This window comes from Enterobacter sp. R-25, assembly GCF_049913205.1.
Lineage (GTDB): Bacteria > Pseudomonadota > Gammaproteobacteria > Enterobacterales > Enterobacteriaceae > Enterobacter > Enterobacter ludwigii.
On sequence record NZ_CP183982.1, the window covers coordinates 580,174 to 594,073 of the forward strand.

Annotated in this window: 14 protein-coding genes; 2 read left to right on the top strand and 12 right to left on the bottom strand. The window is 58.5% G+C overall.

Annotation, left to right across the window (positions count from 1 at the left end; translation table 11 throughout):
• Positions 1-133: 133 nt before the first annotated feature.
• The 10 genes from ACN9MQ_RS02750 to hpaG all read right to left on the bottom strand — a co-directional run bounded on the left by ACN9MQ_RS02750 (position 134) and on the right by hpaG (position 10,362).
• A complete protein-coding gene (locus ACN9MQ_RS02750) occupies positions 134-643 on the bottom strand; it encodes a 4-hydroxyphenylacetate 3-monooxygenase reductase subunit (RefSeq protein ID WP_014168481.1) in 510 nt (169 codons plus the stop codon).
• Positions 644-660: 17 nt separating this feature from the next.
• Positions 661-2,223 (bottom strand): 4-hydroxyphenylacetate 3-monooxygenase, oxygenase component, encoded by a 1,563-nt coding sequence (hpaB, locus tag ACN9MQ_RS02755; protein ID WP_014168483.1) that lies wholly within the window; start codon positions 2,221-2,223, stop codon positions 661-663.
• Between the two features lie 164 nt (positions 2,224-2,387).
• Complete coding sequence (hpaA, locus tag ACN9MQ_RS02760; RefSeq protein WP_032681716.1) at positions 2,388-3,299, bottom strand: 4-hydroxyphenylacetate catabolism regulatory protein HpaA; 912 nt, start codon at positions 3,297-3,299, stop codon at positions 2,388-2,390.
• A gap of 9 nt (positions 3,300-3,308) precedes the next feature.
• Positions 3,309-4,661, bottom strand: a complete 1,353-nt coding sequence (gene hpaX / locus ACN9MQ_RS02765; RefSeq protein WP_020885310.1) for a 4-hydroxyphenylacetate permease — start codon at positions 4,659-4,661, stop codon at positions 3,309-3,311.
• Positions 4,662-4,682: 21 nt separating this feature from the next.
• Complete coding sequence (hpaI, locus tag ACN9MQ_RS02770) at positions 4,683-5,480, bottom strand: 4-hydroxy-2-oxoheptanedioate aldolase (protein WP_014168487.1); 798 nt, start codon at positions 5,478-5,480, stop codon at positions 4,683-4,685.
• 9 nt (positions 5,481-5,489) lie between these two features.
• Positions 5,490-6,293 carry a 2-oxo-hept-4-ene-1,7-dioate hydratase gene (gene hpaH, locus ACN9MQ_RS02775; RefSeq protein ID WP_020885309.1) on the bottom strand — a complete coding sequence of 268 codons (804 nt, stop codon included), beginning with the start codon at positions 6,291-6,293 and terminating at the stop codon, positions 5,490-5,492.
• A 78-nt stretch (positions 6,294-6,371) separates the two neighbouring features.
• Positions 6,372-6,752, bottom strand: coding sequence for a 5-carboxymethyl-2-hydroxymuconate Delta-isomerase (locus ACN9MQ_RS02780; RefSeq protein WP_020885308.1), 381 nt, complete (start codon positions 6,750-6,752; stop codon positions 6,372-6,374).
• Positions 6,753-6,761: 9 nt separating this feature from the next.
• Complete coding sequence (hpaD, locus tag ACN9MQ_RS02785; RefSeq protein WP_020885307.1) at positions 6,762-7,619, bottom strand: 3,4-dihydroxyphenylacetate 2,3-dioxygenase; 858 nt, start codon at positions 7,617-7,619, stop codon at positions 6,762-6,764.
• A gap of 2 nt (positions 7,620-7,621) precedes the next feature.
• Positions 7,622-9,088, bottom strand: a complete 1,467-nt coding sequence (hpaE, locus tag ACN9MQ_RS02790; RefSeq protein ID WP_014168491.1) for a 5-carboxymethyl-2-hydroxymuconate semialdehyde dehydrogenase — start codon at positions 9,086-9,088, stop codon at positions 7,622-7,624.
• Positions 9,085-10,362: a 4-hydroxyphenylacetate degradation bifunctional isomerase/decarboxylase gene (hpaG, locus tag ACN9MQ_RS02795; protein WP_020885306.1), complete on the bottom strand. Its 1,278-nt coding sequence runs from the start codon at positions 10,360-10,362 to the stop codon at positions 9,085-9,087. The genes hpaE and hpaG overlap by 4 nt, the downstream gene beginning before the upstream one ends.
• A gap of 269 nt (positions 10,363-10,631) precedes the next feature.
• Here hpaG and hpaR point away from each other — a divergent pair, with 269 nt between their 5' ends.
• Both hpaR and tsr read left to right on the top strand, forming a co-directional pair.
• The gene (gene hpaR, locus ACN9MQ_RS02800) at positions 10,632-11,072 is read left to right on the top strand and encodes a homoprotocatechuate degradation operon regulator HpaR (RefSeq protein ID WP_014168494.1); all 441 of its coding nucleotides are present in this window, start codon (positions 10,632-10,634) and stop codon (positions 11,070-11,072) included.
• A gap of 85 nt (positions 11,073-11,157) precedes the next feature.
• Positions 11,158-12,822, top strand: a complete 1,665-nt coding sequence (gene tsr, locus ACN9MQ_RS02805; protein ID WP_032682055.1) for a methyl-accepting chemotaxis protein — start codon at positions 11,158-11,160, stop codon at positions 12,820-12,822.
• Between the two features lie 67 nt (positions 12,823-12,889).
• Here the strand turns inward: tsr and ACN9MQ_RS02810 are convergent, their stop codons facing one another.
• Both ACN9MQ_RS02810 and ACN9MQ_RS02815 read right to left on the bottom strand, forming a co-directional pair.
• The gene (locus ACN9MQ_RS02810) at positions 12,890-13,396 is read right to left on the bottom strand and encodes a GNAT family N-acetyltransferase (RefSeq protein WP_181216284.1); all 507 of its coding nucleotides are present in this window, start codon (positions 13,394-13,396) and stop codon (positions 12,890-12,892) included.
• 29 nt (positions 13,397-13,425) lie between these two features.
• Positions 13,426-13,899, bottom strand: coding sequence for a hypothetical protein (locus tag ACN9MQ_RS02815; RefSeq protein ID WP_068795238.1), 474 nt, complete (start codon positions 13,897-13,899; stop codon positions 13,426-13,428).
• Position 13,900: the final 1 nt, after the last annotated feature.

The window sequence follows — 13,900 nt, forward strand, 5'->3', positions numbered from 1 at the left end:
CACTGACATGTATTGTCAGTATTCAGACACAGAAAATTTCTCTTATGGCTATATAACGGCGTGATTAAGCGGAAACCTTAGGAATTTTTGTGGAAATTGGCGCTGGCCGGGAAATGGCCAGCGCAGGAGGGGGTCACACTGCGGCTTCAGTCTCCATCATGACGGGGTGGAAACGGCGTTTAAAATAGATCAGGCCGTGTCCCGCTTCGCTCAGAATGATGTTTTTAATTTCAACGAGATAAACCAGATGGGTGCCGATGGTTTGCACCTGGCTAATCTCGCCTTCAAGGCTTGCCAGCGCGCCCTTCAGCACCGGTTGCCCCTGCGGACCTTTCTGCCAGCAGGAGAGGGCAAAGCGATCGTCCATTGCCATGCCGGTCATCCCGGCGAAGTGGCGGGCCATGATCTCCTGCTCATGGTTCAGCACGTTGACGCACAGCTTACCGTTACCCTGGAAAACCGGGTTCATGGCGCTGTTGGCATTGATGCAGACCATCAACGATGGCGGGGTGTCCGTGACCGAACAGACGGCGGTGGCGGTAATGCCGCAGCGTCCTGCATCGCCCTCGGTGGTGACAACATTAACCGCCGCCGACAGGCTGGCCATCGCATCGCGAAAACGCAGGCGTTGTTCTGTATGCATTGAAACCTCCCGCTGCGTTATTTCAGCAGCTTATCCAGCATGTTGATATCGGAATTATTGTGCAGGTGCGGCACTGTCCAGCCATGCTGGTCGTACTCGGACATGCAGCGGTCGACCATTGCCATCATTTTGTCCATGTTGCCAGAGCTCTGTGCCTGACGCAGACACTGCAGACGGATTTCGTCCTGGCTGCCGGAATAGTTGATCTCATACAGCTCGTGACGACCACCAAACTCGCTGCCGATGGCATCCCACATCAGTTTCAAAATCTTAATGCGTTCCACGTGATCCATGCCGTTGGAGCCGCGCACGTATTTCGCCAGATACTGGTCGATCTGTGGATTGTTCAGGTCTCGCGCGCTGGACGGCAGATAGATCAGGCCGCTGGTGACGTTACGCTCGATGATGTTCTTGATCTTCGCATAGGCCATCGGGGCCATGACGCGGTAGGTCTGCAGCGCCGCGTGATCCGGCAGGTACGCGCCATTCACCCACGGCGTGGCTTCAGAACACATGGAGTCGCTCAGCGCCCAGAACATGTTGCGCCAGGCCACCACTTCCCCGAGATCCGCCTGCACGCCGCGGAACTCCAGGGTGCCGGTACACTCCAGCGATTTCTTCAGCAGCGCGGTAATGAAATCGAGCTTTACCGCCAGACGTACGCAGGCCTGCAGCGGGTACATGCGGGCAAAACCGCCTTCCATGGTCCAGCGACGGCAGCGATCGAAATCGCGGTAGATCAGCACGTTTTCCCAGGGGATCAACACATGATCCATCACCAGGATCGCGTCGTTTTCGTCGAAACGGCTGGAGAGCGGGTAGTCGTATGGAGAGCCGGTCGCACCTGCCACCATTTCGTAAGAGGCGCGAGAGATCAGCTTCACGCCTTCGGCGTCCATTGGCGCAACGAACATCAGCGCGAAGTCCGGGTTTTCGCCCATCACCTGCGCGGAGCCAAAACCGATCATGTTGTAGTGAGTCAGCGCCGAGTTGGTTGCCACCACTTTTGCGCCGCTAACGATGATCCCGGCGTCGGTCTCTTTTTCCAGCTTGATGTAGACGTCTTTTACTTCGTCTGCCGGTTTGTGACGGTCGATGGGGGGGTTAACGATGGCGTGGTTGAAGTAAAGCCCGGTTTCCTGAATACGGGTGTACCAGTTGCGGGCGTTCTGTTCGAACTGGCCGTAGAACGCCGGATTGGCACCGAGCGCGCAGCCAAACGCCGCTTTGTAGTCCGGGGTGCGGCCCATCCAGCCGTAGCTCAGGCGCGACCACTCGGCGATGGCGTCACGCTGTTGACGCAGGTCGTCGGCGCTTTTCGCCACGCGGAAAAACTTATGGGTGTAGCCGCCGCTGCCGGTATCGGTGCCCCAGCACAGCGTGTCCTGCATGTCAGGCTTGTGCAGCGCATCGTACATCTGCGCGATGGAGGCTGCCGCATTGCGAAACGCCGGATGAGTGGTCACGTCTTTGACGCGCTCGCCGTAGATATAAATCTCACGGCCATCCTGCAGGCTTTTTAAATACTCTTCACCGGTTAACGGACGTTTGGCATCAGCGCGGAAATCTTCAGGCTTCATAGGGACCTCGTATCGGAATAGTGATGTTAAATTTATGTTTTGTTTTTGTTGTTTAATTGAAGCCTGAGCGGGGGTGAACGTGAAGGGACGATTGGGACAACGGCTGGTACTTTTCGCATATGATCGCAGAGTGTGATTTCCCTCACCCTGAACCCGGGAGAGGGTCAGGGCTGGGGTGGGGTAACAGACGACACAGGTACTTTTTGTGCCCGATACGCGCTCGGCGAACACCCCACTAACCGATTAAAAAACCGGGCAAAATAGGCCGGGTCTTTAAACCCCAGCTGCCAGGCGATTTCGCTGACCGCGCTGTCGGAGAAGAGCAGCATCCGCCTCGCTTCACGCAGCTGACGGTCAAAAATCAGCCGCTTCGGCGGGCGGTTGGCGAAGCGCCGGCAGATATCGGTCAGACGCGATTCGGTCAGGTGCAGTTCGCTGGCATATTCCGGTACCGTCCAGTGCTCATGAAAATGGACATCAATCAGCTGGGTAAAGCGCTGGAACAGTTTCAGCTCGCCGCGCATGCCGCTGGCGGCGTGATCGTCGAGCTTCGCGTTGCGCAGCAGCAGGGTGAACACCGCCTGGGCTAACAGAACCAGCGTGTGTTCGCGCCCGGGCAGTTGCGCCGTCGATTCCCGGGCAATCAGCGGCCAGTAGTGCTTCAGCGCCGCCAGTTCGTCCGGCTTATCGGCCAGCGACAGGCAGATCCCCGGCAGGCCAAAGGCTTCCCGCGTGCCGGGGTAGAGCACTTCCAGCAGCGGCCAGATCAGATCCTCGCGCACCGTCAGAACGTGCCCGTCGCTGTCGGATTCGGTAATAAACGCGTGCGGCACCGACGGGGGTGTCAGCACAAACAGCGGAGCCTGCACCGAGTAACGGTGATCGTCGAGCTGCAGTTCGATCTGTCCGGTATCCAGAAAGTGCATCTGAAAATACTGGTCGTGACGGTGAGCCTGCATGTCGCGGCCAAAAAAGGCCGCCATGCGGGCGAACGACTGATAGTGAACATCATCCGTTCCCAGACTTTCGTCGTACTCTTTGCTGATGTCGATATTCGCGATCGGGTTCTGGCACATAGCCGCTCCTTACGGGATTTTCTGCGCCGCCATACCCGGCTCGTGCTCAAGGCTCTCCCGCTGCGTCATCGGGATACGTGTCAGTACCAGCGCGCCGACCACCAGCAAGCCGGCAACAAACCACAACCCGGAGCTGAAGCTGCCGGTGCTGTCACGCAGAATGCCGATCAACAGCGGGCTGACGGCGGATCCGACGTTACCGATGGCATTGATCACCGCCAGTGCGACCGCCCGCGACTGCAGGCTAATAACCCGATCCGGCGTGGTCCAGAAGATCGCCATGGCGGTAAACGATCCGGTTGAGGCCATGATGATGCCAAGCAGCTGGATCAGGCTGTGGTGGGTCGCCGAGGCCAGCAGCCATCCTGCCGCCGCAAAGAGATACGGCAGAATGGTGTGCTTTTTTCGCTCTTTCAGCCTGTCGGAGCGGCGGCTCCACCAGATCATCCCGAGGATGGTGCAAAACTGCGGGATCGCCGCCAGCAGGCCAATCACAATGTTGCTGCTGCCGGTGTTGAAACTTTGCAGGATCTGCGGCGTCCAGATATTTATCGCACTCAGGGTGTTTGTGAGGCAGAAATAGGCCAGGGTATAGAGCAGCACGGCCGGGGTAAACACTTCGCGCAACGTCGAACGCGGCGTGACGGGGCGGGCGATGGCCGACTCCTGCTCGCGGGCGATCATTGTTTTAAGCGCCTGCTTTTCGTCGTCATCCAGCCAGCTGGCCTGATCCGGCGTGTCGTTCAGGTAGAACCACGTCACTACGCCGAGCACCACGGACGGTAGCCCCTCCAGCAGGAACAGCCACTGCCAGCCTTTCAGGTTCCACAACCCGTCCATGGCCAGAATATAACCGGAGAGGATCGAGCCGAGCATCATGGTCACCGGCATGGCGATCATAAACAACGCATTGGCGCGGGCGCGGTGGTAGGCAGGGAACCACCAGGTGAGATAGACGAGGATCCCCGGCAGGAATCCGGCCTCGGCAATGCCCACCAGCATGCGCAGCACATAGAGCGTGTGCGGGCTGGTGGCGAACATGGTGCAGGTGGAAGCGATGCCCCACACCACCATGATCCCGGCGATCCAGCGCCGGGCGCCGACCTTCGCCAGCATGATGTTGCTGGGGATCCCACATATCACATAGGTGACGTAAAACAGGGTGGCGGCCAGGCCAAACATGGTCGAGGTGAGGCCCAGATCTTTGCCCATCGTCAGCCCGGCAAAGCCGATGTTAATGCGGTCAAGAAACGAGAAGACAAACAGGATAAAGAGAAACACGATCAAACGACGAAACAGCTTCTGAATAACGCGGTGTTCTACAGCTTTATTATCATGGGTTTGCAGGGTAGAGGTCGTCATGTTGCGCTCCACATCGTACGTTTAGTAGACGGATTTATTGTTATTTACTGACGTAACCGGGATATCGATAAAACGTGCCGCCAGCGCCTCGGCGCTGCGTGCAAGCAGGGTGGTGTCGACCCCGACGGCGACAAACAGCGCGCCAAGCTCGAGGTAGCGTTTTGCCAGCGGCTCGTTAGCCATCAGGATGCCGGGCGCTTTGCCTGCCGCACGGATCTGCGCAATGGCCTTCTCGATGGCGGCCTGGACTTCCGGGTGTTGCGGATTTCCGGCAAAGCCCATGTCGGCGCTCAGATCCGCCGGGCCAATAAACACCCCGTCCACGCCTTCCACGTCGAGGATGTGCGGCAGATTTTTCAGCGCCTCGCGCGTTTCAATCTGCACCAGCACGCACATGGCATCGTTAGCGCGCTGCAGGTAATCAGGCGTGCGGTTCCAGCGCGAGGCGCGAGCCAGCGCGCTGCCCACGCCGCGGATCCCCGCCGGTGGATAACGCGTGGCGCGCACCGCCAGCCGGGCTTCATCGGCGTTTTGTACCATCGGCACCAGCAGGGTTTGCGCCCCGATGTCCAGCAGCTGTTTGATCTGGACCGGATCGTTCCACGACGGGCGTACCACCGGCTGGCTGGCGTAAGGCGCGATCGCCTGCAGCTGGGTCAGGACGGTTTGCACGTTATTGGGCGCGTGCTCTGCGTCGATCAGCAGCCAGTCGAAACCCGCACCGGCCAGCAGCTCGGCGCTGTAACTGCTGGTCAGCCCCAGCCAGAGGCCGATTTGCGGTTTTCCGGCGCTGAGCGCCGCTTTGAATCTGTTTTCCATGGTGGTCTCCTAAACAAAACGGCAGCTGATGGAGCCCATCTTGCCGTAGTCCACGTGGAAGGTATCGCCCTTGCTGGCCGGCACCGGGCGGGTAAACGAACCGCCGAGGATGATTTGGCCAGGCTCCAGCTGAACGTCGTACGGCGCGAGTTTATTGGCAAGCCATGCCACACCGTTGGCCGGGTGGTTGAGCACGCCCGCGGCGACCCCGGTCTCTTCAATGACGCCGTTGCGGTAGAGCAGGGCGGAGATCCAGCGCAGATCCAGCTCGTCGGGCTTAATCGGGCGACCGCCAAGGATCACACCTGCGTTGGCGGCGTTATCGGAGATGGTGTCGAACACCTTGCGTGGACGCTGGGTCTCGGGATCGATGTTGTGGCAGCGGGCGTCGATCAGCTCCAGCGCGGGGATGACGTAATCCGTGGCGTTGTAGACGTCGAACAGGGTGCAGTTTGGGCCGCGCAGGGGTTTTGCCAGCACGAAGGCCAGCTCCACTTCGATGCGCGGGACGATAAAGCGGTCGGCAGGGATATCGCCGCCGTCGTGGAAGAACATGTCGTCGAGCAGAGCGCCGTAGTCCGGCTCGCTAATCTGCGAGCTGGCCTGCATCGCTTTGGAGGTGAGGCCAATCTTGTGGCCTTTCAGCACGCGACCTTCGGCGATTTTCAGGCTCACCCATTCGCGCTGTACGGCGTAGGCGTCGTCAAGGGTGATCGTCGGGTAGTCGAGCGAGATCTGGCGGATCTGCTCCCGTGACTGCTCCGCCTGATGCAGACGATGGGCTATCAGGGTATGGGTGTGTTTATCGAGCATGGCGATTTCCTGTTGTTGCCGGGTGGCGTGCTGCTCACCCGGCTTGCGTTCAAAGCCGTTGTCGGCCCGGTAAGGGCGCTACTTAAACAAAGCGTGCACGTTGTTTTGTTTGTAATTGAGCGTCGGGTGCAGCTCGTCTATTTCAAAAGAGAGCGCCAGATAGCGCGATGCCATCAGGTCGGCGAAGTGGGTTTTAATCAGCTCAAACAGTGCCTTTCCCACCGCCTCCCGGCTCTCCAGACTGCGCCCGGCGCCAATCTTCAGCGTCATATGCACAAAGGCGTAATCGTGCTTACCGTCGGCCATCTGCCAGGTGTCCAGCCAGTGCGCGCGGCTACGGATACCGCCGAGTGGGAAGATTCCCGTGGCGGCAAGCGCGTCGTTCACTTTGGCGAACAGTGCTGGCAGGTCCGCCTGCTCGCGGATGTTGTCAGTGCATTCAGCAATAAAGTGCGGCATGGTGGCTCCTTACGCGGACGCGGGCAGGGGGAAAACGGCGTTAACCTGGCCGGTGCCGGAGCTGGGGAACAGCTCGGTGAGGAACTCCACCTTGCCGTCGTATGTGTCCCAGCCGAGCATCCCCAGCAGCATCACCGTGTCGTGCATATTGCCCTCGCCGTAGCAGTAGTGGGCATACTCCGGCAGCATGCTGCAGAACTCCCTGAACTTGCCTTCACGCCACAGCTTCACCACGCGTTCGTCCATCTGACGGTCGAACTCGCGGGTGTAGCTGTTCATTCCCTCTTCGGCGCGCTGGTCGTCGATAAAACGGTGCGACAGCGAACCGCTGGCGAGCACCGCCACGGTGCCGTCATATTTCTGAATCGCGCTGACGATGGCCTCGCCCAGCCTGCGGCTGTCGGCGAAGTCGTGGACGGTGCAGAACGCGGCGATAGAGATCACTTTGAAGTGCTTATCGCTGTTCATGTAGCGCATCGGTACCAGCGTGCCGTACTCCAGCTTGAGGCTCGGGATGTTGTGCGCTTTGGCACGTACACCGAGTTTCACCGCTTCGTCGGCGATAAGCTGGCCGAGCGCCGGGTTACCGTCGTAGTCGTAGGTCATGTCGCGGATAAAATGCGGCAGCTCGTTGCTGGTGTAGATGCCGGAGAAATGATCCGCGCAGTTGATGTGGTAGGCGCTGTTCACCAGCCAGTGGGTATCGAACACAATAATGGTGTCGACGCCCAGCTCCCGACAGCGCTTGCTGATTTCTTTATGTCCGTCGATGGCGGACTGGCGGCAGCCGTGGTTTTTTCCCGGTAGTTCAGAGAGGTACATTGACGGAACGTGGGTAATTTTTGCCGCTAACGCTAACTTGCCCATACTCAGATCCCCCATTTTGGAATCGGATGGTCGCCCATGGAGATGCAGACGTTTTTCATTTCAGCGAACACCTCGAAGCTGTATTCGCCCCCTTCGCGCCCGGTACCGGAAGCCTTCACGCCGCCAAACGGCTGACGCAGGTCGCGCACGTTCTGGGTGTTTACAAACACCATTCCGGCTTCGATATTGCGCGCCAGGCGCAGCACTTTGCTGACGTCCTGGGTCCAGATGTATGACGCCAGGCCGTACTCTACGTCGTTAGCCAGACGCAGCCCTTCGGCTTCGTCCTTAAACGGCAGCAGGCAGGCAACCGGACCGAAAATCTCTTCCTGGGCCACGCGCATCCGGTTGTCGACGTCTGCCAGCACGGTCGGGCGCAGGAAGTTGCCGTTTTTCAGGTGAGCAGGGAGATCGGTGGGTTTGTCAGGGCCGCCCGCCAGCAGGGTCGCGCCTTCTTCAATGCCAAGACGGATATAGCCGGAGACTTTTTCCCAGTGCTGCTGGCTGATCAGCGCGCCAACCTGAGTGTTCGGATCGGTCGGGTCACCCACGCGCAGACGGTTCGCGCGCTCGGCAAAGCGCCTGACGAATTCCGGGTAGATGCTCTGCTGAATGAAAATGCGTGAGCCAGCAGTGCAACGCTCGCCGTTGATGGAGAAGATGGTGAACAGGGCGGCGTCCAGCGCACGTTCGATATCCGCATCTTCAAAAATCAGCACCGGAGATTTCCCTCCCAGCTCCATGGAGTATTTCTTCAGTCCGGCGTTTTTCATGATGTTGCGCCCGGTGGCGGTGCCGCCGGTAAAGGAGACGGCGCGCACGTCGTGATGACGTACCAGCGCATCGCCCGCCGTTGCGCCATAGCCCTGCACCACGTTCAGCACGCCCGCCGGAATACCGGCCTCCAGCGCCAGCTCGCCCAGACGGTCGGCGGTCAGCGGGGAGAGTTCAGACATCTTCAGCACCGCGGTGTTGCCCAGCGCCAGGCACGGCGCAACCTTCCAGGTGGCGGTCATAAACGGCACGTTCCACGGCGACACCAGCGCGCAGACCCCCACCGGCTGCACCAGGGTGTAGTTGAGCATCTTGTCGTCGACCGGGTAGGTTTTACCGTTCATCTGCTGGCACACTTCGGCGAAGAACGCGAAGTTGTGCGACGCGCGTGGAATAAGCACGTTTTTGGTCTGGTGGATCGGCAGGCCGGTGTCGGCGGTCTCGAGGGCCGCAATCTCCGGAACGTGTTGATCGATAAGATCCCCGAGGCGACGCATCAGGCGTGCGCGCTCTTTCATCGGCAGGTTAGCCCACGTCGGGAATGCCTCTTTGGCCGCCGCCACGGCCTGATGAATTTCAGCTTCACCGCCGGACGCGACCTCCGCCAGCACCTCTCCGGTGGCCGGGTTAGTGGTGTGGAAGTAATCACTTCCTGCGACGTTTTTACCGTTAATCCAATGGTTTATTTTTTTCATTTTGCAGTCTCCTCACTGACAATGCGGTTCACCAGGCGGCCCACGCCCTCTACTTCCACGACCACTTCGTCGCCAGGCTGTACGTCAGACAGACCCTTTGGCGTGCCGGTGGCAATCATGTCGCCGGGCTGCAGGGTCATAAACTCGCTGAGATAGGCAATCAGGAACGGGATGCTGAAGATCAGATCGGCAGTGGTCCCTTGCTGGCGCAATTCACCGTTCACGAAGGTGCGCAGGGTTAAGTTATGCGGGTCGGGAATGGCCTCTTTCGGCACGATATGCGGGCTGAGGGGGGTCAACCCGTCGCGGCTTTTCACCCGCAGGTTCGGGCGGTAGTAGTTTTCCAGGTAGTCACGGATGGCGTAATCGTTGCAGACGGTATAGCCCGCGACATAGTCCATCGCCTCGCGCTCACTGACCTTGTGCGCCGTTTTGCCGATGACCACCACCAGCTCCGCCTCGTAGTGCATGTACTCAATGTTATTCGGGCGGACCGAGGTCTGGTTATCGCCGGTCACGGTGTTGGGGGCTTTGATAAACACCAGCGGTTCCGTTGGCGGCGTAAACGCCAGCTCACTGGCGTGATCGGCGTAGTTCAGACCAAGCGCGAACAGCGTGGCGTGCGGATGTGGGCCTTGCGCATGGGCGACCTCGCGTTCATCAACCACCGGGTTTTCCAGGGACGGGAAGCCTTTCGCCAGAATGCGTACGCGATCGCCCGGCTGCAGCGGGACGCGCGAGTGTGGGGTGCCGAGCAGAATGGCATCGCCCGGACTGAGGGTGGCGAATTCGCTCAGGGCGCTCAGCAGTTCGGCGGCATTGCGCTGCAGGTCAGCGGTGTTCCAGTGGTCCGCTTCCCGGCCGTTAATTTCGGTGACGATGGTCAGGTTATCAACGTGGTCGACGGCGACCAGCTCTCCCAGCGGACAAAAGCCGTCGCGGCATTTGGCCTTGATCGCCGGGCGATAAAAACTCTCTTCCGGCAGGCTCACTTCGTTGGCAAGCGCGTAACCGGCGATGTACTCCGCCGCCTCGTCCACGGGAACGTTACGCGCCGTTTTACCCACAACCAGCGCTACCGTGGCACCGCTTAACACGGTTTCTCCCTGCGGGAAGGGAATGGGGTCGCCCGTGCGGATCACGGTGTTATGCGGTTTGATAAACCACACGGCGGTTTTTGGCGGCGTGTTGTAGGGGGCTTTTTCAAACGCGTCGCGCCAGGCATCGCGCTGGCTCTGGTGGTTCAGCGCTACGGCAAAAACAGTACCTTTCATTCACTTACTCCTCAGGCCGGACGTCCGGCCTGTGATTTCATTAATATGTTAATGATCTGGTTGTATGCCTTTGCTGTTTATTTCGCAACCAGAAGTGAATAATTTGTGATATGAATAACAATAAATTTACATAAAGAGATTAAAAGCTATATTTATCATTACGTTAATAAATCAGGCTTGTTTCTGTTAGACTTTTTGTCGTAAAACGCGTTGTGTGTAAAACCAGCAGAACTGAATTGTTCATGTGTTAATGATTACCGGGAGAGGCTATGCATGATTCATTAACTATCGCCCTGTTACAGGCGCGGGAAGCGGCGATGTCTTACTTCCGCCCGATTGTGAAACGGCATAACTTGACCGAGCAGCAGTGGCGCATCGTGCGCGTGCTGGCCGAACATCCGTCGATGGATTTTCACGATCTGGCGTTTCGCACCTGTATCTTGCGCCCCAGCCTGACGGGCATTCTGACGCGCATGGAGCGTGACGGTCTGGTGCTGCGCCTTAAGCCCGTAAACGATCAGCGCAAGCTGTACGTGTCGCTGACCAAAGAGGGGAACAGGCTATACGAGCGTGCCCAGGCGCAGGTGGAAGAGGCGTATCAGCAAATCGAGGCCGAATATACGCCGGCGAAGATGCAACAGCTGACAGCGCTGCTGGAAGAGTTTATTGAACTGGGGAACCGGCATATCACAGCGCGCGAAGAAGAGTAAAAACCACAAATTTAAGGATGATTTTCGTAAAGTTTTCCCTTTCCAGGCCGAAAATCCTGTTATCTGTCTGATGGAAAGCGAAAACATGTTAAACCGTATCAAGATTGTCACCAGCTTAATGCTGGTATTAGCGATATTTGGCCTTTTACAACTCACATCCGGTGGTCTTTTCTTCAATGCCCTCAAGCATGACAAAGAGAATTTCACCGTCCTGCAAACCATTCGCCAGCAACAGTCCACGCTGAACGCCAGCTGGGTTGCCCTGCTGCAAACCCGTAATACCCTGAACCGTGCGGGTATCCGCTACATGATGGATCAGAGCAATATCGGCAGCGGCGCGACCGTGAACGATCTGATGCAAATTGCGGCGGCTTCCCTGAAACAGGCAGAAAAAAACTGGGCTGAATACGAAGCCCTGCCACGCGATCCGCGTCAAAACGACGCCGACGCGACGGAGATCAAACGTAACTACGATATCTACCACGGTGCACTGGCGGAGCTGATCCAGCTGCTGGGCGCGGGCAAAATCAACGCCTTCTTCGATCAACCTACCCAGAGCTATCAGGATGGTTTTGAGAAGCAGTACGTGAACTATCTGCAGCAGAACGACAAGCTGTATCAGATGGCGGTGGAAAACAGCAATAGCTCCTACAGCCAGGCAATTTGGGTGCTGATTAGCGTACTGATTGCGGTGCTGGTGGTGATCGTGGCCGTGTGGCTGGGTATCAAGCAGGCGCTGATTTCGCCACTTACCCGTCTTATCGACAACATTCGTCATATCGCCAGCGGCGATCTGGTGAAGCGCATCGAGGTGCAGGGCGCTAACGAGATGGGTGAACTGGCCGACTCGCTGCGTCATATGCAGGGCGAGCTGGTCCGTACCGTTGGCGATGTGCGTAACGGTGCTAATGCCATCTACAGCGGCGCGAGCGAAATCGCGATGGGTAACAACGATCTCTCTTCCCGTACGGAACAGCAGGCCGCATCCCTGGAAGAGACCGCTGCCAGCATGGAGCAGCTGACGGCGACCGTTAAGCAGAACGCCGAGAACGCCCGTCAGGCGAGCAACCTGGCGCTGAGCGCGTCTGAAACCGCGCAGAAGGGCGGTAAAGTGGTGGATAACGTGGTGCAAACCATGCGTGACATCGCGGGCAGTTCGCAGAAAATTGCCGACATTATCAGCGTGATCGACGGCATCGCGTTCCAGACCAACATCCTGGCACTGAACGCTGCAGTAGAAGCGGCACGTGCGGGCGAGCAGGGCCGCGGATTTGCCGTTGTTGCGGGTGAAGTCCGTAACCTGGCACAGCGCAGCGCCCAGGCAGCACGTGAGATCAAGAGCCTGATTGAAGACTCTGTTGGCCGCGTGGAAGTCGGGTCTACCCTGGTAGAAAGCGCCGGCGAAACCATGGGCGAAATCGTTAATGCGGTAACCCGCGTGACGGACATCATGGGCGAAATCGCCTCTGCGTCTGATGAGCAGAGCCGCGGTATCGATCAGGTGGGTCTGGCGGTAGCTGAGATGGATCGCGTGACCCAGCAGAACGCCTCGCTGGTGGAAGAGTCTGCCGCGGCGGCAGCGGCACTGGAAGAGCAGGCGAGCCGTCTGACTCAGGCCGTGGCCGTGTTCCGCATTCAGCAGGAGCAGATGAAAGCCCGCGAGCAGGCTTCAGCGAAAACCGCTGCTGCCCCTATGATGGCGCGTAAAGCCGCGACCACCGATGCGGGCGAAAACTGGGAAACGTTTTAATCCTGCCACAGTGCCGGGGGGCGGCTACGCCTGACCCGGCCTGTAATGGGGGTTTTGCAGGCCGATATCACAGAGGCAGGCGCATGGCACAGCGGGAGTCATACGCGAAACCGTGCGCCGCTTCTTCCTCTCTTTTCTGACGCAGTTCAGGCGTTAGCATCGTCACCGTTTCAAACCCGAGTCGCGCATAAAACGGCGCATTCCACGGCACCTCGCAAAAGGTGGTCAGCGTCAGCGATGTCAGCCCCAGCGTGCGGGCATGGTCTGCGACGCAGGCGATAAGTCGCCGACCTATTCCTCTTCCCTGCCACTCCCGATGAACCGAGAGTTCGACAATAAACAGCGATGACGGATGGGCTTCTGCAAGGATAAACCCGACGGGTAGGTCGTTTGCCAGCGCCAGCCAGCTTAACCCGCGTTTCGCGTAATCAAGATGTTGTTCCGCGCAAATGACGTCGCCGTCTGCAAGCCAGGCCAGTTCGGGGACGTCCCGAAAACGCTCGCCTGCCGCGCGCTCGATGGCGGGCAGGGCTGCAACATCTTTGGGCGTCGTCGGTCGTAAGAGAATGTTCATGGCGGAAAGTATACCCCGACCAGCCGCGCCTATTCTGAACAAATCAGGACCGGCGCATAGAAATTGCTGATCACCAGCGCGTCTTCCGGCGTGCGTTCAATCTTCAGGAGTCTTTTGTTCCCCGGCGTCAGGCCGGCGACGTACTTTTCAAAGACCCCCGGTGGCAGGGTGTCATGGCTAAAGCGCGCCACGCTTTGTATGAATATTTCATAGAGTGAGCCCTCAACGTGCCGCCACGTAAACATCTCCTGGCGGGAAACATCCCAGTGATGTGGCTCGTTAACCACGTCGCCGTTAAGCGTAAGGTACCCTGTGTTGTCGGGCTGAAAGCGCAGCGTAACCTCCCCTTCAAAGGAGAAATCATGATCGTCATGTCGGGCTGAAAATGTCAGGTTTCCTGCACAGGTTCCGGACAGCGGAGGCGTGTAGACGTACCACGCCAGCGTCACGCCAATCAGCAACAGATTGAGCACCAGAATAAGCCACACTTTTTTTTGTTTCATA